The sequence below is a fragment of the Paraburkholderia aromaticivorans genome, from assembly GCF_002278075.1.
GTDB classification, from domain to species: Bacteria; Pseudomonadota; Gammaproteobacteria; order Burkholderiales; family Burkholderiaceae; genus Paraburkholderia; species Paraburkholderia aromaticivorans.
The window spans coordinates 2,883,752-2,905,462 of the sequence record NZ_CP022989.1; the positions used below are offsets into that span (position 1 = coordinate 2,883,752).

Consider the following 21,711-nt stretch of genomic DNA (forward strand, 5'->3'; position numbering starts at 1 on the left):
TGCATTTTATCGAGGAATTTGGCTGGACAGAATGGTTCTCAACCCCGCTGTCCTGAGAGTCGATGGGTCATCACGACGGCAGGGGTTGCGCAATGTTATCCGTGCCCATACCGGTGAGATTCGCCCCTCGGCGACGACGTCGTTTGGCACTTCACACGGTTGGCACATCACACGAGGTGAGGAAAGCAGAATGAAGAAACCCTACGCACGCACGAGCTGGTTGACGGCGGTCGCATTGAGCATGATCTCTCTGAGCGCGACGGCCGGCGATCAGGTGGTCAAGATCGGTTTGACGGGGCCGTTGACCGGCCCGCAGGCGGCTATCGGCAAGGACGACGAAAACGGCGTGAGAATGGCGATCGAGCGCCTGAATGCCGAGGGTCTCGTGATCGGTGGTCAAAAGACCCGCTTTGAGTTGGTCTCGCAAGACGACGCCGCCGACCCGCGCACCGGCATGACGGTCGCACAAAGCCTGGTGGACGCGAACGTCAAGGTCATTTTCGGGCCTTTCAATTCCGGCGTCGCGATTCCGATCTCGAATCTGGTGAACGTGTCGGGCATCGTGATGGCGACCGTCGCGTCGAATCCGTCGATCACGCAGCACGGCTTTCCGTTCGTGTTTCGCATCTCCGCCAGCGATACGCAACTCGGCAGCCGGATGGGGGAGTTCGCCGCAAAGCAATTGAAGGTCAAGCGCATTGCCGTGATCGATGATCGCACTGCGTACGGTCAGGGTTTGGCCGACGAGTTCATCAACGCGGCCAAGGCCAACGGCATCGAGATCGTCGATCGTGAATACACGACCGACAAGGCGACCGACTTCGTGTCGATTCTCACGCACGTCAAGGGCGCCAACGCGGAGGGCATCTTTTACGGCGGCTACTATGCGCAGGCCGGCGCGCTGCGCAAACAGATGAAGCGTCTCGCGATGAATGGCTATCTGCTGGGCGGCGACGCAATGTGCAATGCCGAACTCGCGAAACTGGGCGGAGAGGCGGTCGACACGCGCGTGTATTGCCCGCAAGGCGGGCCCGTCCTCGATCAGACACCGGAGGGCCGCCGGTTCAAGGCGGACTACAAGCAACGCTTTCATACCGATCCGCTGACCTACAGCGCTGCCCTGTACGATGGCGTAAACATCGTCGCCCAGGCGATGAAGACGGCCAATTCGATCGAACCGGCCCAATACCGCGCGGCGCTCGCGAACATCGATTCCCGCGGTGTGTCCGGCCGCTATCGCTTCGACGGCAATCGCGATCTCACGGATTCTCCTATCACCATCTATCACTATCGAAATGGCGAGCCGACGCCCCTCGCGTCAGCACAACCCTAGGCTCATGCCGTGCGCGCCGTCCGCGCAACCCCGCGGTAGCTTTCCATCAGGTCGATCATGAATACCTGCAGGATGGCAGGGAGCACGGCGGCCCGCCGGATGATCGCGCAAGATGGCCGGCGGGTACCGGGCTCGTGCCGCTGCGGATAGCCTCGCGCGACGACACGGCGGGACGCGATCGGGCGGCGGAAATCCGGCGACCATTCCCTGCGTAGCTTCGTCACCCCTCTGATTAGCAGGATGTGTCGGGCACATCGTTTCGGGTAGCATCCGTTCCTGTAATAGGGCTTGGCGGTGGCGTCACCGGGGTTGGAAGCGCGATTGTTGAGCGCCGGCAACCCAGAGTAGCTGGAACCTGAGAGAACCCGATAAGAACCCGATGAGAGCCCGGAAGCCGAGTGCAAAACCGGCGGACTCCGCGTGAGAAAAGCCACCCGGCAATGCATGCTCGCACGGCTGGCGGGTACGGTCGCTCGGGTGGCCGTCCCGCGCGTAAGCGGCGGCGCCTACCTGCCGTCCGACTGGGCGATCCCGATCCCGTTGGAAAACTGCTTGAGCCACAGGCTCATCAGGCCTGCCCGTCCTCGTACGCCGTATTTACGGAAGATTCCGGTGATATAGGAATGCGTGGTCGAGGCCGCGAGGCCCAGTCGCTCGGCGATCTGTTTCTCGTTGGCGTCGGTCAGCAGCAGTTCAAGAACCTTGCGTTCGTGTCGCGCAAGGACGGACAACAGGGCTGGGGGCGCGGCCTGCCGCCGGCGAAGCGCGGTCACATCGCGGGCTACGCCCACGCGCAGGCGCTCGTGCTCCAGCCAGCGCGCGGACCACGTCACGTAGACGTCCTCGCCATTTCTGTGGCGATAGCGGTTCTCGAAGCCTACTCGCTTGCGGCCGGCCAATACCTCTTTCGCTTCCTGGCGCGTGGCGTCCTGATCCGCTGGAACCACAAAATCGATGATGAACTGATCGACGAAATCCCCCGGCGAGTAGCCAAATATATCCTCGCACGCGGGGCTGACATGACGTATGCGTCCATGCTCATTCACGAGAAAGATCGCGTCGGGCGAGTAATCCGCGGCAGTCGCGACGAGGTCTTCGATGAGTTCACTTTTCATGGCCGTGTACGGACTGGTGCGCATGCCGACCGCGCTGGTGGGACCACTCTGCGTGATGCCCGAGAGATGGCGGGCAGGCTGAATTCGAGCGACAGCGTAACGTGACACGAATACTCGGTCAATATTGCTTTCTGAAGAAACTGGTTTATCTGAGAGCAGTATAAATTACCGATTGTCGGTCCTGTTCTCCGCAAACTTCGACATTCAGAAGAAGGGTGAGGCTGGTCGATACGTGTGGCGTTATCGACAGAAGGGCGGTGCGGAAGAGGCGCCGCCATTGGCCAACGCCCATGCTTTGCGGAGGGTTTTCACCGACGGGCACTGCCACTCGTGCCCGTCGAGCACACTGCACTCTCCGGCCGGAATTCGCTACTTCTGGGCGCTCAATACGGCCTGCGTATTCGTCTCGAAGTCCGTGGCGTCATGGCGCTCGTGCAGTTGCTCCGATGGGTCGCCAAACACGCGGTTGACCATTCGTCCTCGACGCACGGCCGGACGCTCGCCGATCGCCGCGGCCCAGCGCTGAACGTGCCGGTAGTCCTGCACCGACAGGAATTCGGCCGCATCGTAGAGCCAGCCTTTGACGAGGCCGCCATACCAAGGCCAGATCGCCATGTCGGCGATCGTGTACTCATCGCCCGCCACGTATTCGTTATCCGCGAGCCGCCGGTCGAGCACGTCGAGCTGACGTTTTACTTCCATCGCGAAGCGGTCGATCGCATATTCGATTTTTGTCGGCGCGTAGGCGTAGAAGTGGCCAAGGCCACCACCCAGATACGGCGCGCTTCCCATCTGCCAGAACAGCCATGACAGGCATTCGGCGCGCGCGCCAGGTTCGGTCGGCAGAAACGCCCCGAACTTTTCGGCGAGATAGAGCAGAATCGAGCCGGACTCGAACACGCGGATCGGCTTGGGGCCGCTGCGGTCCATCAGCGCGGGGATCTTGGAGTTCGGATTGATCGCGACGAAACCGCTGCCGAACTGATCACCTTCGCCGATCCGGATCAGCCAGGCGTCGTACTCCGCGCCGCTGTGACCGCTCGCCAGCAGTTCCTCGAGCATCACCGTGACCTTGACGCCGTTCGGCGTTGCCAGCGAGTAGAGCTGGAGCGGATGACGGCCGACCGGCAGTTCCTTCTCGTGCGTGGCGCCCGCAACAGGGCGGTTGATGTTCGCGAATCGGCCGCCGTTCTCCTTGTTCCAGGTCCAAACTTTCGGCGGCACGTAATCGGCGCGGTCATTCATGCTCAAGCTCCTTGTGTCCGGGGACAGGTGTTTTCGCAGTGAGATTAACAAAACGCCGGGGAATGCGCTGGCGGCCGCGCACGGCCGGGATCTGGAACTGGCCTACGCGCACGCCGTCGTTCGGCTCGCGCGCGGTGCGGCGCACGGCGCACCGTGCACTTCGCCGCACGCGCTCATTTGCTGTGATGTCCCGGCAGCACGGCATCGAGCACCTGCTTCGCGGTTTCGACGATGACGTTGCCTTGGTCCGGATCGCCCTTCATCAGTGTGGACGCGAATGCCTTCGCCTGTGCCAGCGTGATATGCGGCGGCAGCGGCGCGATATTCGGGTCGGCCTTCACTTCGATCACCACGGGACGATCCGCGGCCAGCGCTTCGTCCCATGCCGCTCCTGGCTGCTGCGCGTCGTCGACGTAGATGCCCTTCAGGCCGATCAACTCCGCGAACTTGTGATACGGCACGCTGGGGATATTCTGCGACGCCTCGAACTTCGGATCGCCTTCCGTCGCGCGCTGTTCCCATGTGACCTGGTTCAGATCCTGGTTGTTCAGGACCATGCAGATCCAGCGCGGATCCGACCAGCGTTGCCAGTACTTCGACACGGAGGCCTCGCGTAAGGAGAGCCGGGAGAGATCGGCGTTCGATTTCTCCTTGCCGCACCGCGTTGCGGCATTCGAAGTGCCTGGCGAAAGCTCCCGGCCGGAGAGTCGTAGCCAGGAACTGCGACCCGGGCTTACCATTCAAAAGGTTCAGGAAGCGGGTTCAGGAAGCGCGTCGCATTCCATGCCTGACAGGGAGCCTCACGATGGACGATCCGTACGATCTTCAGCGCTTTGTCGATGCCCAGAACCCGGTCTACGCCGAGGTTCGCGAAGAACTCGCGAGCGGACGCAAGCGCAGCCACTGGATGTGGTTCGTATTTCCGCAAATCAGCGGTCTCGGTTCGAGCGCGATGGCGCAACGTTTTGCGATTTCGTCGTTGCCGGAGGCCGAGGCCTATATGCGGCACCCGGTGCTCGGCGAGCGCCTTCGGGAAACGACAGGGCTCGTCAATCGCGTGGCCGACCGCTCGATCGAGGACATTTTCGGCTATCCGGATTATCTGAAGTTCCGCTCGTCGATGACGCTGTTCGCACGGGCGACGAGCGACAACGCGGTGTTCGTCGAAGCGCTGCGCAAGTATTTCAACGCTCAGGCCGATCCCGACACATTGCGTTTGCTATAAATGCCCACGCGAGGTGCCGGCGTCGCCGCGCGAGGTTCAGCGCAATTCAAGCCAGATCGGCTGATGATCCGACGCCTGACTGACCGGGTCGACCTCGCAAGCCGCAACGCGCCGCGTCAGATCCTGCGTCACAAAAATAAAATCGCAAGCGAACGGTCCTTCCGGCCACTGCTGGCGATCATACAGACCCACCGTCGGTGCGCGCGGCGTGCGAGGATGCAAACTGGCCCACGCATCGACAAACGGCGGTGCGTCGGCAATGGGTTCGAGCATCTGGCGATAGGCGCTGCTTTCGAACGCGCTGTTGAAGTCGCCGCAGACAATCGCACTGGTGGGGCGCGCCGTGTCAAAAAACGGGCTGTCGATCTTCTCCGCTCGTGCGGGCGCTCGAGCATGAGCGCACGCTTCGCTGTGCAGGTCGCGCAACCTCGCCAGCTGCGCGAGCCGCTGCAGCTCCGAATAAAACTCAAGATGCGTGCAGAGCACCCGTATCGCGCCGAGATCGCTTTCGATCACGGCGTCGAGCGCCACCCTCATCATGGAGGGTTTGGCGGGGTCCGCAGGCCAGGGAAGCGAGTGCCGCAGCACCTGTCTGACGGGCAGGCGCGTCGCGATCGCATTGCCGAACTGACGCCGATGGCGGCTCGCGCCGAGCGCGGGAAGGTCGGCGCCCACCACGTCGAATACCGTGAAGCCGGGAAGCAATGCGGCCAATTCGGCGAATTGATCGGCTGACGGGCCGCCGGCGAGGCCGCCCGAAGCCGGATCCTCGTGAAAGCCGCGCGTGACTTCCTGCATGCAGACGACGTCGAAATCACACAGTGCACGCGCTTCACGCACGATCCGGCCGAGATCCACCCGGCCGTCCGCGCCGCGCCCCCATTGAACGTTCCAGTTGATGAGTTTCATGGCGCCTCCCGATCCGTGCAGCATACGCCGATAGGTCCTGGCCGGTCGGAGGCTTGCCTTGCGTTTGCGAACCGCAGCGCGCTGGTGAACTGGAACAAATGGCCGCGTTCGCCGGCCGCGGAACACCGCTTGCTCATTGGTTTGTGCAGCCGGCCTGAGCGCCGGAGAAGGAGGGAGAGGAGCGATGGCAAACAATCGACGACGCTAGGCATTCACAGGAGACAACTCGCATATGAATTCCCCCGCATTTTCCGGCCGGCGTCATCTTTCATGACGGTCGACCAACGGCTTCGAAGCATGCGCAAGACCATGCGGGATATGTTCGGCATCGCGAGGTTGCGTGTCGGCCAGGAAGACATCATTCGCAGCGTGCTGGAACGGCGCGATACGCTCGCCACCATGCCGACGGGCGCCGGCAAGTCGCTGTGCTATCAACTGCCCGCCCTCCATCTGGACGGCATGACACTCGTCGTATCGCCGCTGATCGCGCTCATGAAGGATCAGGCGGACAAACTGCTTGCGGCGGGCATCGATTGCACGCTGGTCGACAGCACGCTGCGCAGCCGCGCGGAGCGCGAGGCGCTGCAACGCATTGCGGCGGGCGAGAGCGGCATTGTGTTCGTGACGCCGGAGCGCCTCGCGCAACCGGCGTTCATCGACATCGTGCGCTGCCGCCCTGAGCATCGAGTCGGGCTCGTCGTGGTCGACGAAGCGCATTGCGTGTCGCAATGGGGGCACGACTTCCGGCCGGCTTTCCTCGAAATCGCGAGTGCGGTCAAGGCAGTTGGCCGGCCGCCAGTGCTGGCGTTGACCGCGACGGCGACGGGCGCGGTGCTCGATGACATTGTCCATTCACTGGGCCTGCGTGATCCGCGCGTCGTTCGCACCGGCACGTGGCGTGAAAACCTGCGCTATCGCGTGGTGCAGGTCGGCGCGGCGGGCGACCGGGACAGTGCGATGCGGGCCGTGCAAGCCAAGCGCGAACAACTGCTCGAACTGAGCGCCTCCCTGAGCGGCACCGGTATCGTGTACGCCGCGACGGTGGCGGACGTAGAGCGCATCTACGGCTGGCTCGTCGAGGCGGGCGAGCCGGTCTCGCGCTATCACGGCCGCCTCGCGCCCAAGGCGCGCGAGGCGGCGCAGGAGCAATTCATGTCCGGCGCGACGCGCCTGATGGTCGCCACCAACGCGTTCGGCATGGGTATCGACAAGGCGGACATCCGCTTTGTGATCCACTATCAGATGCCCGGCAGCCTCGACGCTTATTACCAGGAAACAGGCCGGGCGGGACGCGACGGCGAACCGGCGGACTGCGTGTTGCTGTTCGATCTCAACGACCGGCGCATCCAGCAGTTCTTTCTGGCGGGCCGCTATCCGAGCCCCGAACTGGCGCAACGTGTGTACGACGCGCTGGCGGCATACGGCAACCGGAACGCCAACGGCGCCACGCTCGCTGCGCTCAAGCACGAGTTGCCCGAAGTCGGCGGCGGCAGGCTGGAGGTCGCGTTGAACATGCTGGTGGACGCCCGCATCGCCGGACGCAGCCGGCAGCGTCGTTACCGGCTGCTGCAGGCGGCGTCCGGTGAAGACCGCACCGGGACGCCTCGCGAGTCAGTGGCGAAGGCCGCCGCGCAATTCGAGCAGATGAGTGCCCACGACAAGGACACCTTGCAAAAGATGATCGACTACGCACAGACTGGTCAATGCCGTTGGCGCGCGATTCTCGATTACTACGGGGATACGCCGCAAATGAAACGCTGCGGCGTGTGCGACAACTGCGTCGAGCCACCGCAGATCGATGGGGGGCGAGTCTGCACGGCTGCGCCAACCTTCGGCGCGCCGGCGCCCGCGGTCCCGCCCGCACGCGAGGCGTCCGAGGTGCCCGAGGCGCCCGAGGCGCCCAAATGGACGCCCGGCGATCCGGTGCGCGTGCCGCGATACGGCCGCGGCGAAGTTGCGCTGGCGAGCGGCGACCAGGTGGCGGTGCGGTTCCCCGACGGCCGTACGCGCACCTTCATGTCGAGCTATGTGCGAGCGGCGCGGCGAAGCCCGGATTAGTGGGCGGCGCACCGTGTTGCTTGACCAGAGAGCGTGTGGCTGTGGTCGCTTCGTTCTGTCGTCCGTTCGGGGGTGAAAACGGCGAGTCCCAACCAGTGCGAACGAGTCCCAACGAGTCCTTCAGAGAGCAGGAAATCATGCCCAAAGCTTCAGCATCGGCTCCGTTTCGCGTTTTCGAGCGGGTGGTCATCAGCCTCTATGACGGCGGCGTCCTGTCGCCGGCGGTCCTCGAGCGTGTCATCGGCGCGTTCGCGCACGCCGGTGCCGACTGGCGCAGCGCCCCGGATGCGAGGTCCGTCGATGGCCGCTCGCTGCATGAAATCGTCGTGCTGACGATGCTGCCGGGCGAAGGCCTGGACTCGGCTTCGACCTCGTTCATGACCGTGGCGGAACACGTTGCCGGAGCTTCGCAGCGGGCTCGCGCGGTAAGCGCCAATGCCGGCGAAGATCCGCCCGCACGCGCAAGAGCCAGAAAACAACCCAAGGCGGACGAAGACCCCGGCGCGGCAGAACGACTCGCGCAATTGTCCAGCAGCGTGCAGCCGGACAAACGCGGCCGCTCGACAAAAGCCAGTCCTCCGGCCCGTTCGAACAGTTTCAATCCATTCTTGAATGCGGCGTTGCCGCGTGCCAGAAAACCGTGACGGCCGCGGCGACTCGCAGCAGCGGCCCGGACATGGAACTCTGCCGGCGCGCCGGCTGAACCGTCCTGGACGTTCCCTGGCGGCTCGCGTGACCGCCGCGTCGCAGTGCCTGAAACATGACTGAAAACGGCGGACCCTGGCACGAGAACCGTGCGCCGTTCACGATTCGGGACGAGCCGCCTCGCCGCCGCTTCTTCGATTTTCTCTCGCCGCAAGTCGCCGATTGATGTTCGTCAAGCCGAATCAGCCCGCCCGGCCGATGATGTCTTCAACACTCCGCTCAGACTCCATGGAGGACATCATGATCCGTTCAGAACCCAGAATCATTTTTGCCGCAATTGCCGTGTTTGTCGCTCTGGCAGGCATCGGGGCATCGATCCGCGGCTTGCTGTTCGACCAGCCGCCGGTGTTTCACTACGGCATCGCGGCGTTGATCGTCGGCGTCGCGTGTTTTGTCATGTTGCTCAATTCGACGGCCGACAGCGATGGGCCAAGGTGAGTGCCGCGCATGGCGCGGCACCGGTCAGGCGGCATCCGTGCGGTGCTCGCTCTGCGTCGCTTCCGGCGTGGCCGGATCCACCGGCGCCAGCCGCAACGCGCCCCAACCAAGCGGCGCAAACACATGGCCGCCCGCCAGTTCGACGAGCTCCACGAATCTTTCGAGCGACACCCCCGCTGCGATTCGAACCGGTGCGTTGTTGATGAAATCCTGCGTGCGCAGCCACGGCGCATCGCCGCAGTTGATTTCGTTGACGCTGCACGCGCGACCGTCGTATCCGGCCTCGGGCGGCAACAGCGGCCCGTCGAACGCGACCGTCAGGATCTGCTGCGCCGCGTCCTCGTAAGGCAGGCCGGCGTGCCGTTCGTAGGGCACGCGTTCCCAGCCGTCGCCCCATTGCTCGCTGAGCGGCAAGCGCGTGAAATAGGCCCACGGCATGCGCACGAAGCAAAGCCCGTAAGCGTGACGCACGCCGTCCAGATCGGCGGTCAGTCCCATGGCGATGGCCTCTGAAATGTCGACGACATCAGCGCTTCACGTGTCGCTGTCTGAGGCGAACAGCCCGTGTTCCGGCTGCACCCGTTCATTGTCGATACATTGCACATGCCAGTGGCCGGTCATCAGGGTGCGGCCGCGTTCCGCGCACCATTGGGCGCGTCCGGTCTCGCCTTCGAACGGACCATCGAGCTCGTTCAGATCGAGCCCTTCGAGCACACAGATGGGCGTCGTGTCGTGCTGGCCGCACACGAGCGTATTGCCGCAATCCATATGCAACTTGCCCCACTCAGGCAGTTCGAGCCCGAGATGGCCTTCACGCGACCACTGCCGCGCATCCTTGTCGAGCCAGAGGATTGCAAATGCCATCGGATGGACACGATCGAACGTGTCGAGGTGGACAGTGAGACGCATGAAAGTTCTCCGAATCGGACGACGGTCGGTCAAACGAAGCGGACCGTGCAAAACACGGCCTCGCAGGGCGGGTTCATTGACTCAGTACCCATTGCACCAGCGTATGCGCGTCTTCGGCCGACAGCGGGCCGCCACGGTCGCCCGGCAGCGGCATCGCCATATCGCCCCAATGCGCTTTGCCGCCGAGCCGCAGTTTGTGCTCGAGCATGAACTGGGCGTTCGGTACGTTGCGATAGCGCTCGGCGATCTGCTGGAACGACGGCGCGAGGAACGGCGCATCTCGTGTGTGGCAAAACATGCAATGCTGCTGGTCGACCAGCGCGGTCGGTTCCTGCTCGGCACGCGCGGCGCCGGCGGCGAGCATTGACAAGGCACATGCGGCCAGACAGTTTCGGATGGAGGCGATCACGGCACGTGCTCCTTGCAGGGTATGAGTCCAGTGTACGGGGGCCAGGTTGGGCGCCGTTGACTTTGGTCAACCAGGACGCAGTGCTGAAATTTGACGTACCGCGCACAGGTCCTATGCTGCTGACAGGCGGGCGACGCATCCGTCGCATCGCCCGGAGCGTGGCGCGCGAAGCGTAGGTGCGCGAACACGACCGTTTCAGCCTTGCGTCCTGCGCAATGAACCAGGTGACGGTCATGAAGATTCATTTTCCTGAAGAACGTCCGGAATATTGTGCGCGCGATCTGGTGGTCGCGTTTCCGGCCGAAGTGGACGGTGAGCGCGTGCAGTGCGCGATCACAGCGGAAGCGCTCGAAGATCATTTCGGCGCCGCGTCACTGCGCGAAGACGATCTGATCACCGCGTTCAACTCGAACCGGCATCCCATCGAACACGCCGCAAGGCAGTTGCTGCACGAGATCGGCGGCAAACCCGTGCTGATGCACAGCGGCTACTTCCGCTTTTGCGAGTGAACGCCCGCGAGGCAGCCGGTAGCGGGCGCAATATCCTTGTCGTCATGCGGCAGCGGCAGGACTCGATGTGTACGCCGGCTTACCGGGTTTGAGGAGAACCGAATGCGTGCGATGGTGTTCGACGGTAGCGCAGCGTTGCTGCGTGAGCAGGAGATGCCGGAGCCGGCGCCAGGTCCCGGGCAGCTCCTGATCCAGATCCATGCGTGCGGCGTGTGCCGCACGGATCTCCATCTGGTCGACCGTGAACTCGAGCATCCCAGGCAGCCCGTGATTCCGGGGCACGAGATCGTCGGCACGGTGGCCGGACTCGGCGAGGGTGTGACGGGCTTTGCCGTCGGTGACCGGGTGGGGGTGCCGTGGGTCGGCCACACCTGCGGGCATTGCCGCTACTGCCTGTCGGCGCGGGAGAATTTGTGCGACGAGCCGGGGTTCACCGGCTATACGATCGACGGCGGGTACGCCGAGCGCACGGTCGCCGACAGCCGATACTGCTTTCATCTGCCCGCGCAATATTCGGATGTCGAGGCGGCGCCGCTGCTGTGCGCGGGTCTCATCGGATATCGCACGTTGAGCATGGCGGGCGACGCTAAACGAATCGGCATTTACGGTTTCGGCGCGGCGGCGCATATCGTCGCGCAAGTCGCGCGCCATCAAGGGCGAACGGTGTATGCGTTCACGCGCCCCGGCGATCACGCGGCCCAGCAACTCGCGCTGCGCCTCGGCGCGGCGTGGGCGGGCAGCAGCGACGAAAAATGCCCCGATGAACTGGATGCAGCCCTGATTTTCGCGTCCGTCGGCGCGCTCGTCCCGCAAGCGTTGCGCGCGGTCGCGAAAGGGGGAACGGTGGTATGCGGCGGGATTCACATGAGCGATATTCCCTCATTCCCGTACGCATTTCTGTGGGGCGAACGGCGCATCGTATCAGTCGCCAATCTGACGCGCGAGGACGGACTGGCCTTCATGCGAATCGCCACCGAGCGGCGCCTCGAGATCGACACGACAACTTACCCGCTGACGGATGCGAACCGGGCGCTCAACGATCTTCGGGACGGCAACTTGACAGGCGCCGCGGTGCTCGTCGTCCGTTAGCGCGTCTGCAATGCGCCCGCACCGGTACTTTCGGCGCTCACCTGACGCCGCGCCGGCGGCGGTTCCGAGCGTGTCGAGCGAGAACAATCAAACCCGCTGGAGACCTTCGTGGTCGAGAATCCGGATATTCTTGCCGTGCGCGTCGAGCAGTCCGTCACGCTGGAACTTGGAGAGCATCCGGCTCACCGTTTCGAGTTTGATGCCGAGGTAACTGCCGATTTCCTCACGCGTCATGCGCAGGTAGAACTCGGCCGGCGAATAGCCGCGCATTCTCAAGCGGTCCGACAGATTCAGAAGGAAGGTCGCGACGCGCTGTTCGGCGGACATCGTGCCGAGCAACATCATCTGCGAAGATTCGCGCACGATCTCGCTGCCCATCATGCGGTGCACGTGTTGCTGGACGGCCTTGACTTCGCGGCACATCGTTTCGAGCAGATGGAACGGGATAATGCACATCTTGCTGTCCTCGAGCGCGATGGCGTCGCAGTTGTGGCGACCGGAGCACACGCCGTCCAGACCGAGCGAGTCGCCGGCAAGATGAAAGCCCGTGACCTGTTCGCGGCCGTCGCGATGCATGACGACGGTCTTGAACGACCCGACGCGCACCACGTAGATGCTCTGGAACGAGTCGTTCGCGCGATAGATGGTCTCGCCTTGTTTAATCGTGCGCGAGGGGCAGACCAATGCTTCGATCCGCTGGATTTCCGTCGCTGTCAGACCTTGCGGCATGCAGATCGAGCGCATCGAGCAGACCGTGCAGCCCAGCGCGTCCTTGCGGGGCGCTTGTGCGGTGACCGGCATTTCCCGGGCCGCGTGCGACATGGGCGGGAAGACAACAACAGGCGCTGTGATGGAATATTCGAGAACGTCAGACATGATGTGCTCCGGATTGTTGGAAGGCGCGCGTGCGATGTTCGCCGGCGATCCGCTGGATCGTCTTACGTGCGAGATCGAATTCGCTGGTCTTGTCGAAAAAGTAGTGGGCACCGCTCAACAGGCATGCGCGCCGGAACCATGCACCCGAGTGGTTCGTCAGCACGATTGCGATCACATGAGGCATTTTTTTGGCAAGCGACGCGAGCAATTCCATGCCAGTGCCTCCGCTCAGATGCAACTCCGTCACGACCAGATCGGCCGCGACAGCCTCGACGCCCGCGAGTGCCGCGCCTGATTCCTCGGCTTCGCCGACAATTTCCACGCCGTCCAGCGCGCCAAACAGGGCGGCCATACGACGCCGCACGGATACTGCGTCGTCGACCAGAAAAACGCGGAGGGTAAGGCTCTCGGGGCTTGAGTTCATGGCTCGAAGTATCGGTCGCGCTGTCTCAAAATAAAATCGGCGCGGAATGTACTTCGAGTAGGTGAGCGTGAAGGTTTGTAGGGAGTTTCCTACATGGACGCGGGGCGCACCAGGACAGTCCCTGGGTGCGCAAGGGGCGCAGTGTGGTCCGGGTTGGAGAGAAGACGCGTGGCGCCGCCCGCGTCATGGCGGGCGGGCGCGGGCGCTGCGAGGCCGTCTAGATGTCGCCGTCGTCGTCGCTGACCAGTTTGTGGCGCATCGCGTAGCGCACCAGCGCGGCCTCGTGCGGCATCTGCATTTTCTCCAGAATGCGCGTCTTGTACGTGCTGACGGTCTTACTGCTCACGCACAGTTCGACTGCGATTTCCGTGATCGTCTGACCGGCGGCAATACGCTTCAGGACGTCGAATTCCCGATCGGACAGACGCTGATGCGGTAGCAGATCGGCGGGTTCGTTCAGGCTCTGCGCGAACCGCTCGGCCATGGCGAGGCTGACGTAGACGCCGCCGGCGGCGACTTTGGTCACGGCGGCCACCAGTTCGGCGCTCGCGCTTTCCTTCGTCAGGTAACCGGACGCACCGGCCTTGAACGCGCGCACCGCGTACTGCTGCTCGGCGTGCATGGTCAGCACGAGGATGCGCAGCGCGGGTTTTTCCTCCTTGATCTGCTTGATCAACTCCACGCCGTTGCGTCCGGGCATGGACAGATCGAGCACCAGCACGTCGGCGGGCCGCTCGCGGATCAGCGCGACGGTGCTGGGGCTGTCGTCTGCTTCGCCGACCACTTCGAAGCCGCTTGCGCCCTTGAGGATGTGGCGCAGACCGTCGCGCACCAGCGCGTGGTCGTCGGCAATCAGGACGCGGGTCATGTTTGCATCTCCTGCATCTGGACGGTTTCCGCCGGAATGGTGACGGTGAGCGCAAAGCCTTGGCCGTGCGCGGTTTGAATGTCGACCGCGCCGCCGAGCATGTGCGCGCGTTCGCGAACGCCGAGCAGGCCGAAGGACTTGGCCGCCGGCTCGATAGTGCGATGCGCGCCGTGACCGTTATCGGCGATGCGCAGCACGAAGGTCTGATCCCCCGCCCGCAGGCTCAGCGTGACCAGCGTGGCATCGGCATGGCGCGCCACGTTCGTCAGCGCCTCCTGCACGATCCGGAACAGGGCGGTGCCGCCGGCCGGACTGAAGCGCGCGTCGCCGGTTTCGATTTCGCGCTCGACGTCGATCCCGTAGCGGTTGGTGAAGTCGGTGGCGAGCCATTCGATCGCGGGAATCAACCCGAGGTCGTCGAGCATGACCGGCCGCAGATCGGCTGCAATGCGGCGGACCGAGGCCACGGTGACGTCGATCAGGCGACGCATGCCTTGCAGTTGTTCTCGCACCGGCGCGCTTGCCGACCCGTCCAGCGCCTGTTCGACCGATGAAATGTCCATTTTCAGCGCGGTGAGTTGCTGGCCCAGGTCGTCGTGCAACTCGCGCGCGATACGCGTTTTCTCGTCTTCACGGATATTTTGCAAATTGGCCGACAACTCGCGCAACTCCTCACGCGCCTGCCGTTGCGCGCGTTCTGCTTTGACCCGTTCCGTAATATCGCGCAGCATGACCGTGTAAAGGCGCACGTTGCCGTCGCGAATTTGCGAAATGGAGGCTTCGAGCGGGAATTCCTCGCCGTTGGCGCGCAGGCCCGCCAGCACGCGCTGCTTGCCCATCTGGCGGTCGGACACGCCCGTGACGCCGAATTGCGCGACGTGCTGCGCGTGCGCCGCCCGAAACCGCTCCGGGATGAAGCGGGCAAGCGGCGCGCCGATCGCGTCCATGGCGGAGCAGCCGAACACCTGTTCCGCCATCGGATTGAAGATGACGATCCGCTGCTGCTCGTCGATGGTGATGATGGCTTCCATCGACGAACGGATGATCGCCATCATGCGGGCTTCGTTCACGGCGGACTGATTGTCCCGGGCGCTTGCCTCGCCGCGCGCGGACACGCCTTCGCGCCACGCGCGCACGAGCAGGAACGTGCTCGTGGCCAGCAGCAGGGCGGCGGCCACGCAAATGAGCAGCGCCGGGTCGAACCAGTGGCGCAGGGTCAGCATGGCGGCCAGCGTCACGACGAACGCCGCAGCGGCCGCGAGTGCGGGCCGCGCTGCCAACGAGCCGAACTGCTCACGCAAATCGGCACTGCGCGAGGTGGGCGTCTTGCCGCTGACGGACATGTGCATCTCTTTGGAATGACTTCGGACAAGGATAGCTCGCGCCGCCCGACGACGTCGATGCGGCGGCGTGCGGGGCCAGCACGTCTGTTCCGGGCGGTTTGGTGGGGCGTGTGGCCGCAGGCCGGTGAAACACCGCGCGGAAAGCTTGTGTTTGCGCACATTGTCCGTGAAAGGCCGGGTTCATGCCAGTCCCACCCGGCGTCGCGGGTCGCGCAGGCCCGGCTCGTCCGGCTGGCGCGGGCGCCCGGTAGCGACGCGGCGCTCAATGCGACATCAGCACGGGCACGGTCATCGACTGAAGCAGGGTTCTCGTGACGCCGCCCAGCAGCCGTTCCTGCGCCCGGGCATGGCCGTACGCCCCCATGACCAGCAGATCGATATGGCGGTCGGCCAGCGCATTGAGCAGCATGGCGCCGGTATGGACGCCGGACACTTTCGGCATGGCCGTGAAACTCGCCTCGATGCCGTGCCGCGCCAGCCAGGCGGCCACGTCGATGCCGCTCGGCTCGCCATAGTGCGGATGACGCTCTACCTTCATGATGGTGACGAACCCGGCGCCGCGAATGAGCGGCAGCGCATCGGTCGCGGCCCGCGCGCACTCGCGGCCGCCGTCCCACGCGATCATCACGTTTTCTATCTGCGGCCGGACCGGTCCCGCATAGGGCAGCACGATTGCCGGCCGCCCGGAGGCGATGATCACGTCCTCGACGAAGTTGCGCGCGATGAACGCATCCCGGTCTTCCGGATCGTCCTGGCCGAGGATCACCAGATCCGCGTGGCGCGCATGCAGGATCGCCGCGCCGCTCGGGGCTCCGCCCGGCGCGCGCCATTCAACGCCGCGCCCGGCGCGCTCCGCCGCGGCGCGAAAAGCCGCGTGCGCGCTCTTGAGCTTTTCGTCCCGTCGCGCCTTGCGGCTGGCGGTCCAGATGTCCTCTCCGTGCAGGAAGAGCGGGCCCTCGGCTTCTTCGCAAACCAGATAGAGGCCGATCAGATGGGCGTCGTGGCGCGCGGCCAGATCGAGCGCATAGTCGAGCCGGGCGGCGCTGTGGGTGCTGTCGTCCAGGTGCACCAGCAGGGTTTCGCAGTTCATGACGGATCCTTGACAGGCTCGCTCGCGGCCGGGGCCGGGCTCGCGGCAGGCACCGCGCAATGCGCGGAGATCAGCAGCACCGGACAGGTGGCGATGCGCAGAAAATGTTCAGCGACGCTGCCGAGCACCAGCCGTTGCACTCCGCGCCGGCCGTGGGTGCCCATCACGACGACTTCGGCATTGAACTCCTGCGCGGCGAGCAGGATGCGGTGTGCGATGTCGTCGCCGGTCAGGTCGGTTTCGACCATCCGCGTTGTTCCTTTGACCCCCGCGCCGGTCATCAGCGCGGTGGCGTCGGCGAGCACATGCCGGCCTTCCTCGACGAGCGCGTCGCGCACATAGGACGGGTCGTAGCCGGGCACGTCGTAGGACATCAACGGCACGTCCACCACGTAGAGCGGCTGAAGCCGCGCGCCCGAGTCGCGCGCCAGCTGGACCGCGGCGGCCAGCGCGCGCGACGAGGTTTCGCTGCCGTCGACAGCAACCAGAATCTGTTTATACATGGCGGACACTCCAGAATGAGAAGGGCAGACGCCGCAATCAGTGCGACATCAGCACCGGCACGGTCATCGAGCGAAGAATCGTGCGCGTGGCGCCGCCCATCACCAGTTCGCGCCAGCGGGCGTGGCCGTAGCCGCCCATCACCAGCAGATCGGCGCCGCTGTCGGCCACCTGCGAGAGCAGCATCTCGCCGACTGATCCGCCTCGCCCGGTTTCGATGTCGGCGACCTCGACGCGCACGCCATGCCGCGCGATCAACGCGGCGATGTCCGCGCCGGGGATGCGGGTGCCCGCGCCGTCGTGCTCACCGTTGATCGTGAGAATCGTGGTGCTGGTCGCGGCCTGCATGAAGGGCAGGGCATCGTGCACCGCGCGCGTGGCTTCGCGGCTGCCGTCCCACGCGACGAGCACCCGGCCGCCCGTCGACCGGTCATTGCTGGCGTAGGGCACGAGCAGTACCGGCCGGCCGCTCGACAGAACGAGATTCTCCGGGAAGAAGTCGCCGACATACGACTCTGGATCCGCCGGATTGTCCTGCCCGGCCACGATCAGGTCGGCGCAGCGGCCCACCCGCGGTATCGCGACACTGGCGGGCTCGTCGATCGCGATCCATTCGCCCGTCACGCCTGCGCGCCGGAGCTCGGCGTGGAACAGCCGTTCGAGCGCCGCACTGCGCTCCGCGCGCATTTCCTGATGGCTTTGGTAATACTCCGCGGTCCCGGCCATTACATAGAGCGAACGCGGGTCCGGCGAGAACACCGCGAACGCGCCGGTCAGATGCGCGCCGAACTGATTGGCCAGACGCAGTGCGATCTCGAGTCGCGGATGGGCGTGCTGGCTGGTGTCTAGATGAACAACGATGGTCTTGTAGCTCATGGCAATCGCTCCGCAGGAGTAGGTTGACGCGCGAATCGGTGAGTTTGAGTCTAAGAACGGCAGCGTTCGTCTCATTGACGCAGATCAACGGGGCCGCCAGCGTGGCGCGTGAAACCGTTGTTTGACTTGCGTCATGGGACGGTGCTTGCCGCCACATATGCTCCGGACATGCACGACGCCACGTGCGTTCGTGCGCTTTCGTCAGAAGGAGCGAGTCATGTCCCAAGCCCGTGTTCTAGTCGTTTTCTTTTCGCGTACCGGCACCACGCGCGCGCTCGCGTCCACACTCGCGAAAATGCTGTCGGCGGATCTCGAAGAGATCTGCGACTGCACCGAACGGCGCGGTGCGCTCGGGTATGTGCGCTGCCTGATCGACTCGTGGCGCAAGCGACCCGCCGAGATCGTCGCGGCAGGGCTCGATGCCGGGCAATACGACCTCGTGGTGGTGGGCACGCCGGTCTGGGCTGGCGCGGTCTGCGCGCCGGTCCGCGCCTATCTGCTCGAGAACCGCTGGAAGTTCAGACATGTCGCGTTTTTCTGCAGCCTCGGCGGTCTCGGCAGTCAGTCCGCCTTTGATGAAATGCGCGCGCTGGCCGGCAAGGCGCCGGTCGCGCAATGCAAGGTGCGCGCCGCTGAAGTGCAGCGCGGCGCGGTCGCCGCGTCGTTAGTGCTTTTCGTGGGCGTGCTGAAAAGCCATCTCGCCAACTATGACGCGCTCGCATGGACCTGCTGAGCGACGCTCCGTTCAGGCCGGCAGCACCATGATGACCGCCGCCAGGCCCATCACCGCCGCCGCGATCGCTCCAAGAGCGAGGAGCGGCCGGCTCGCGGTGAATGCGCCCATCACCGAACGCTTCGAAACCAGCAGCAGGATCACCACCATCAACGGCACGGCCACCACACCGTTGATCACCGCGCTCCAGAACAGCGCCTTCATGGGACTGATCGCCGAAAACTGGATCGCCAGCGCGGCCAGCACGCTCACCGCGATGATGCCGTAGAAGCCGCGCGCGTCGCGCAGCTTGCGCTCGAGTCCTTCCTGCCAGCCCACGGCTTCCGCCAACGCATAAGCGCCTGAACCCGCCAGCACCGGCACGCCGATCAATCCCACGCCGAGTATGCCGAGCGCGAACAGCCGGTAGGCAAAGTCGCCGGCGAGCGGCCGAAGCGCGCTCGCTGCCTGAGCGGCCGTGGTGATGTCGGTGACGCCCGCGGCGTGCAGCGTCACCGCAGTCGCGAGCATGATGAAGTAAGCGGTGAGGTCGGAGTAGAGCATGCCGCTCCAGGTGTCCCAGCGGATGCGGCGCAGTTCCACGCGCGCTGCGCGAGGGTCGCTCACGAGCGGGGCGCTGTCCGTATGCGCATGCATGTCCTCGACTTCTTCCGAGGCCTGCCAGAAGAACAGATACGGGCTGATCGTCGTGCCGAACACGCCGACCACCATCGCCGCCGCGTTCGCATTCGGGGTGAAGTGCGGCCAGAAGGTGCGCAGCGCCACGTCGCGCCACGGCACATGGACGACGAACAGCACGGCCGCATACGAGAGCAGCGACATGGTCAGCCACTTCAGAAAAAACACGTAGCGATGGTACGGAACGAAGATCTGCAGCAGCAGCGTGGCGAAGACGAAGCACACGGTCATCACGTGACGGTCGATGCCGCTCACCAGTTGTGCGACTTCGCCCATCGCGGCCACGTCGGCGGCAATGTTTAGCGTATTGGCCACCAGCAACAGCAACACCACGCCATACAGCACCACGGGCGAAAACGCCTCCTTGATGTTGGCGGCCAGACCCTTGCCGGTCACCCGGCCCAGGTTCGCGCACATCGACTGCACGGCCGCCATCAACGGAAACGCGAGCGGCATGGTCCATAGCATGTTCAGACCGAATTGCGCGCCCGCCTGCGAATAGGTGGCGATGCCGCTCGGGTCGTCGTCGGCGACGCCCGTGATGAGGCCGGGCCCGATCCGCGCGAGCGGGTGCTCCTTCAGTCGCGCGAGCCGCGCGCGCAGCGCGCCCCGGCGTTTCAGCATTTTTTCTTCGAGTGCCACGGCGTCCCCCGAGCATGCGCGTGCCGCACGCCGCGCGAAAAATTCGGCAGCCGGCGCCGCGAACCTGCGTTGCCGATTAGCGGCTGTGCAACGCCGACACCGCGCCATACACCACGCGTGGATCGTGCTGGCCTTTGTACACTGCCGGAGCGGATCGGTTCAAGCCTAGCAGCGTGTACACCGCCGTTTGCGCGGAACGTATTGAATATTCGACCGTAAACACGACGTCGTTCGGCAACTCGCAAAACTGGCCGATGAACGCGAGATTGGACCAGCCGTCGGGCACCACTTGCGGCCGGTCACCGTGCCGGCGCCGCAGGAACTGGCTGGTGATGAACGGCATCAGGCACGGAATGCAGACCGCGTCGTCGAGAATGCGCGTGGCTTCGGCATGAATGTGCAGATGGCCGAGCAACTCCGTCATGATTTCGCGGCCCGTGCATTCGGCCATCGGCTTGTCGACGAAATTGCCCGGCCGGCCGACGAACAGCCCATAGCCCCAGAACACTTCGACGTCCTTCGGCTGGCCGATGAAATGCGGCTGGTGAGGCAGCACGATCGACATGAGCCAGTTCGAGTGCGGGAAGGTAATCAAGCCGCCTTCGCCGGGCACGTTGCCGCTCAGATCGCGAACCAGCCGGAACAGCGTGCGGTCGTGCAGCGTAGCGGTAAAGGAGAGCCACGTCGATTCGTCGATGTGATCGGCGAAGACCGACGGGTGGCCGAACCCGGGGCGCCCCGCGGCGATGGTTTTCCAGAGCGCCCACGCGCCGCTGCTGTCGTCGTGATCGAGAACGGCGGGCCGGTGCGTGCCGCCCAGGCTCGATCCTGCCGTCATCGAACCGAGCGTGACGATGACCTTGTCCTGCGCGCCGACCGGAATCTCGACACGACGATTGTCCTGTTCACAGACGATGCCCGCGACCCGGTTCAGTTCGCCGCTTTCGTCATAACGCAGATCGACGACCCGCGTGTTGGTGCTGAATTTCACCCCGCGCTCGTCGAGCCATTTGCGCAGCGGCCGCACCATCGAATCGTACTGGTTGTAGACCGTGCGCATGATGCCGTGCAACTGGTTGAAGCCCGAGGTCATATGCGCGAAACGCAGCAGATAACGCCGGAATTCGGCGGCGCTATGCCAGGGCTGGAAGGCGAACGTCGTGCACCACATGTACCAGAAGTTGGTTTCGAAAAAGTCCGGCTCGAAGTGATCGGAAATCCGGCTGTCGCCGAGCATGGCTTCCGGTTCGATCGACAGACGGCCGAGCGTGAGCAGGTGGGTTTCGGCGAGCCCGTATGAGGGCGCGTCCTCGCGCTGGCCGTCGCGCACGAAGCGCGCTTTCGACGACGTGCGGATCGTTTCGTTCCAGTCGAAGATTTCCTTCGTGACGCTGCTGCGGCCGTCCAGCGTGGGAATCGAGTCGAACAGGTCGTAGGTGCACAGATACTTGCTCTCGAGCATCCGGCCGCCGCGCACGACATAGCCTTCCTGAGGCGAACCGTCGCCGTCGAGGCTGCCACCCGGCTTGTCGAGCGCCTCGAGGATCGTGATGCGGGAGCCGGGTACGTCTGCGTCGCGAATCAGGAAGGCGGCGGCCGCCAGCGACGCGATACCGCCGCCGACGAGATAGAAGCGGCTCGATGCGTTCGCTTTGTCGAGGGCCGGATCCGCGCCCGGTTGCATGACCGAGTAATCGGAATTTTTCATGTGATGATCCCCCGTGGGGTAATGGCCG

23 protein-coding genes and 1 pseudogene are annotated in these 21,711 nt (G+C 64.5%); 8 read left to right on the forward strand and 16 right to left on the reverse strand.

Features of this window, described 5'->3' with window-relative positions; genetic code table 11:
• Positions 1–190 precede the first annotated feature (190 nt).
• Positions 191–1,333 carry a branched-chain amino acid ABC transporter substrate-binding protein gene (locus CJU94_RS13135; RefSeq protein WP_095419038.1) on the forward strand — a complete coding sequence of 381 codons (1,143 nt, stop codon included), beginning with the start codon at positions 191–193 and terminating at the stop codon, positions 1,331–1,333.
• Positions 1,334–1,839: 506 nt separating this feature from the next.
• Here the strand turns inward: CJU94_RS13135 and CJU94_RS13145 are convergent.
• The 3 genes and pseudogenes from CJU94_RS13145 to CJU94_RS13155 form a co-directional block, all read right to left on the reverse strand.
• Entirely contained in the window at positions 1,840–2,472 is a 633-nt protein-coding gene (locus CJU94_RS13145) for a PAS domain S-box protein (RefSeq protein WP_244220825.1), read from the reverse strand.
• 345 nt (positions 2,473–2,817) lie between these two features.
• Entirely contained in the window at positions 2,818–3,693 is an 876-nt protein-coding gene (gene yghU, locus CJU94_RS13150; protein ID WP_095419040.1) for a glutathione-dependent disulfide-bond oxidoreductase, read from the reverse strand.
• A 173-nt stretch (positions 3,694–3,866) separates the two neighbouring features.
• Positions 3,867–4,298, reverse strand: a pseudogene (locus CJU94_RS13155) (thiamine pyrophosphate-dependent enzyme); the annotation flags it as partial.
• A gap of 200 nt (positions 4,299–4,498) precedes the next feature.
• Here CJU94_RS13155 and CJU94_RS13160 point away from each other — a divergent pair.
• Positions 4,499–4,918, forward strand: a complete 420-nt coding sequence (locus CJU94_RS13160) for a DUF1810 domain-containing protein (protein WP_095419041.1) — start codon at positions 4,499–4,501, stop codon at positions 4,916–4,918.
• Between the two features lie 36 nt (positions 4,919–4,954).
• On the opposite strand, the gene CJU94_RS13165 is transcribed toward CJU94_RS13160, so the two are convergent.
• Positions 4,955–5,827, reverse strand: coding sequence for an endonuclease/exonuclease/phosphatase family protein (locus tag CJU94_RS13165; RefSeq protein ID WP_095420340.1), 873 nt, complete (start codon positions 5,825–5,827; stop codon positions 4,955–4,957).
• A 270-nt stretch (positions 5,828–6,097) separates the two neighbouring features.
• On the opposite strand from CJU94_RS13165, the gene CJU94_RS13170 reads away from it, so the two are divergent.
• The 3 genes from CJU94_RS13170 to CJU94_RS13180 all read left to right on the forward strand — a co-directional run bounded on the left by CJU94_RS13170 (position 6,098) and on the right by CJU94_RS13180 (position 9,028).
• Positions 6,098–7,885 (forward strand): RecQ family ATP-dependent DNA helicase, encoded by a 1,788-nt coding sequence (locus CJU94_RS13170; protein ID WP_095419042.1) that lies wholly within the window; start codon positions 6,098–6,100, stop codon positions 7,883–7,885.
• A gap of 137 nt (positions 7,886–8,022) precedes the next feature.
• The gene (locus tag CJU94_RS13175; protein ID WP_095419043.1) at positions 8,023–8,529 is read left to right on the forward strand and encodes a hypothetical protein; all 507 of its coding nucleotides are present in this window, start codon (positions 8,023–8,025) and stop codon (positions 8,527–8,529) included.
• A gap of 226 nt (positions 8,530–8,755) precedes the next feature.
• Positions 8,756–9,028: a DUF2964 domain-containing protein gene (locus tag CJU94_RS13180; protein ID WP_425272147.1), complete on the forward strand. Its 273-nt coding sequence runs from the start codon at positions 8,756–8,758 to the stop codon at positions 9,026–9,028.
• Positions 9,029–9,052: 24 nt separating this feature from the next.
• On the opposite strand, the gene CJU94_RS13185 is transcribed toward CJU94_RS13180, so the two are convergent.
• The 3 genes from CJU94_RS13185 to CJU94_RS13195 all read right to left on the reverse strand — a co-directional run bounded on the left by CJU94_RS13185 (position 9,053) and on the right by CJU94_RS13195 (position 10,301).
• Positions 9,053–9,526 (reverse strand): hypothetical protein, encoded by a 474-nt coding sequence (locus CJU94_RS13185; RefSeq protein WP_095419045.1) that lies wholly within the window; start codon positions 9,524–9,526, stop codon positions 9,053–9,055.
• Positions 9,527–9,562: 36 nt separating this feature from the next.
• A complete protein-coding gene (locus CJU94_RS13190; RefSeq protein WP_095419046.1) occupies positions 9,563–9,937 on the reverse strand; it encodes a DUF3564 domain-containing protein in 375 nt (124 codons plus the stop codon).
• Positions 9,938–10,010: 73 nt separating this feature from the next.
• Positions 10,011–10,301, reverse strand: a complete 291-nt coding sequence (locus CJU94_RS13195) for a c-type cytochrome (RefSeq protein ID WP_095419047.1) — start codon at positions 10,299–10,301, stop codon at positions 10,011–10,013.
• 269 nt (positions 10,302–10,570) lie between these two features.
• On the opposite strand from CJU94_RS13195, the gene CJU94_RS13200 reads away from it, so the two are divergent.
• Positions 10,571–10,855, forward strand: coding sequence for a DUF1488 family protein (locus CJU94_RS13200; protein WP_095420341.1), 285 nt, complete (start codon positions 10,571–10,573; stop codon positions 10,853–10,855).
• Between the two features lie 102 nt (positions 10,856–10,957).
• Positions 10,958–11,944, forward strand: coding sequence for a zinc-dependent alcohol dehydrogenase family protein (locus CJU94_RS13205; protein WP_095419048.1), 987 nt, complete (start codon positions 10,958–10,960; stop codon positions 11,942–11,944).
• 87 nt (positions 11,945–12,031) lie between these two features.
• On the opposite strand, the gene CJU94_RS13210 is transcribed toward CJU94_RS13205, so the two are convergent.
• From CJU94_RS13210 to CJU94_RS13240, 7 genes are all read right to left on the reverse strand, one after another.
• Complete coding sequence (locus CJU94_RS13210) at positions 12,032–12,766, reverse strand: helix-turn-helix domain-containing protein (protein ID WP_244220960.1); 735 nt, start codon at positions 12,764–12,766, stop codon at positions 12,032–12,034.
• A gap of 46 nt (positions 12,767–12,812) precedes the next feature.
• On the reverse strand, positions 12,813–13,244 hold the full coding sequence (locus CJU94_RS13215) for a response regulator (protein ID WP_095419050.1): 432 nt from the start codon (positions 13,242–13,244) through the stop codon (positions 12,813–12,815).
• Between the two features lie 217 nt (positions 13,245–13,461).
• A complete protein-coding gene (locus tag CJU94_RS13220) occupies positions 13,462–14,112 on the reverse strand; it encodes a response regulator (RefSeq protein ID WP_095419051.1) in 651 nt (216 codons plus the stop codon).
• Positions 14,109–15,455, reverse strand: a complete 1,347-nt coding sequence (locus tag CJU94_RS13225) for a PAS domain-containing sensor histidine kinase (RefSeq protein WP_095419052.1) — start codon at positions 15,453–15,455, stop codon at positions 14,109–14,111. Before CJU94_RS13225 ends, CJU94_RS13220 begins: the two co-directional genes overlap by 4 nt.
• A 262-nt stretch (positions 15,456–15,717) precedes the next feature.
• Positions 15,718–16,545 carry a universal stress protein gene (locus CJU94_RS13230; protein ID WP_095419053.1) on the reverse strand — a complete coding sequence of 276 codons (828 nt, stop codon included), beginning with the start codon at positions 16,543–16,545 and terminating at the stop codon, positions 15,718–15,720.
• The gene (locus CJU94_RS13235) at positions 16,542–17,048 is read right to left on the reverse strand and encodes a universal stress protein (protein ID WP_095419054.1); all 507 of its coding nucleotides are present in this window, start codon (positions 17,046–17,048) and stop codon (positions 16,542–16,544) included. The genes CJU94_RS13230 and CJU94_RS13235 overlap by 4 nt, the downstream gene beginning before the upstream one ends.
• 37 nt (positions 17,049–17,085) lie before the next feature.
• Positions 17,086–17,922 carry a universal stress protein gene (locus CJU94_RS13240; protein WP_095419055.1) on the reverse strand — a complete coding sequence of 279 codons (837 nt, stop codon included), beginning with the start codon at positions 17,920–17,922 and terminating at the stop codon, positions 17,086–17,088.
• Positions 17,923–18,139: 217 nt separating this feature from the next.
• Between CJU94_RS13240 and CJU94_RS13245 the strand changes: the two genes are divergently transcribed.
• On the forward strand, positions 18,140–18,655 hold the full coding sequence (locus CJU94_RS13245) for a flavodoxin family protein (RefSeq protein ID WP_095419056.1): 516 nt from the start codon (positions 18,140–18,142) through the stop codon (positions 18,653–18,655).
• A gap of 12 nt (positions 18,656–18,667) precedes the next feature.
• On the opposite strand, the gene CJU94_RS13250 is transcribed toward CJU94_RS13245, so the two are convergent.
• Complete coding sequence (locus CJU94_RS13250) at positions 18,668–19,957, reverse strand: NRAMP family divalent metal transporter (RefSeq protein WP_095420342.1); 1,290 nt, start codon at positions 19,955–19,957, stop codon at positions 18,668–18,670.
• A 94-nt stretch (positions 19,958–20,051) separates the two neighbouring features.
• Entirely contained in the window at positions 20,052–21,683 is a 1,632-nt protein-coding gene (locus tag CJU94_RS13255) for an oleate hydratase (protein WP_095420343.1), read from the reverse strand.
• Between the last annotated feature and the right edge of the window lie 28 nt (positions 21,684–21,711).